The following is a 1138-nucleotide window of genomic DNA, read 5'->3' as shown; positions in this document are numbered from 1 at the left end:
GTGCCATGCACCGGGGCCCCTCCTACGTGTCGGATCTCAGATCGTGCCGAGCTTGATGATCGAGAGCAGTGCGATCAGCTGGATCGCGGAGGCGCCCAGGGCCTTCGGCCACGGCAGGTCGTGCGACTTGCTCACCATCGAGGTGAAGAGCGCTCCGGCGGCCAGCCAGGTGATCCACCCGAGGATCTGGACCAGGGAGTTCTCGCCGCCGAGGAACAGGGCGAAGACCAGGCGGGGCGCGTCCGTGATCGACATGATGAGCATCGACAGGCCCACCGTCGGCTGCCAGGAGCCCGTGCCGCCGAGCTGGCGGGCCAGCGTGTGGGTGACCGCGCCGAGGACCAGCCCACCGATGACGAAGCCGATGCCGGTGAAGATCACGTACGGGGCGGCCGTGGAGACCTCCGCGTGGATCGCCTCGTCGCGTGCCTGGTCGAAGCCGAAGAGTGCGAGCAGGCCGTAGACGAACGTGACGGCGATCGCGGTGCCCCATACGGGGTAGTCGCGCATCTGCCAGAACGTCGGTCCCGGCCGCATCACGATGCCGCTCAGCAGCTGCTTCCAGTGCAGCCGCGGGCCTGAGGGCTGCGCGGGGGCCTGGCCGGCCTGGTAGGTGTTCCCGTCGCCGTACGGGTCCTCGTTGATGCTGAACGCCTGGGTGTGCCCCGGCGCGTTGGCATACGGGTCCTGTTGCGAGGGCTGGTGGTACGGGTCGCCGAAGTACTCCGGTTCGCCGTGTCCGCCTGCGTGTCCGTTCCCACCCCCGTGTCCGTTGCCGCCGTGCCCGCCGCTGTACGGGGCGCCCTGAGGGCCTCCGTACGGTGCGCCGTTGCCTCCTGCCGGGGGCCACGACTGCCCGCCGTACGGCGGCGGTGATGCCTGCGCGCCGTACGGCTGTTGCTGCTGCGGGTGTTGTTGCGGTGTGCGGTTGTCCCGGCCGCGTCCGATCCTGAATCCAGCCACACATCGAACGTACCTGGTCCGTGTGGGTGCGGTGTGAGGGCCGGGGGAACACGGGGCCCATTGCGGCCTAGCTGTGACATCCCCTAGGGGAACCCTGGGGGGCCTGCGGCACCTCAGGGCCCCCGGTGGCACCCCTGACACACGGAAGCGGCCGGTCCTGCCCCCGAGGCAGGTC

At 70.1% G+C, this 1138-nt stretch carries 1 protein-coding gene; it reads right to left on the bottom strand.

The window, feature by feature from the left end; genetic code table 11:
* Positions 1 to 36 precede the first annotated feature (36 nt).
* On the bottom strand, positions 37 to 963 hold the full coding sequence (locus ACFWFI_RS42745) for a Yip1 family protein (RefSeq protein ID WP_387401386.1): 927 nt from the start codon (positions 961 to 963) through the stop codon (positions 37 to 39).
* Positions 964 to 1138 lie beyond the last annotated feature (175 nt).

Source organism: Streptomyces sp. NPDC060209, from assembly GCF_042728155.1.
In the GTDB taxonomy this organism is placed as follows: domain Bacteria; phylum Actinomycetota; class Actinomycetes; order Streptomycetales; family Streptomycetaceae; genus Streptomyces.
Note: the sequence above shows the minus strand (reverse complement) of the source record. Positions and strands in the feature narration are given on the sequence as shown.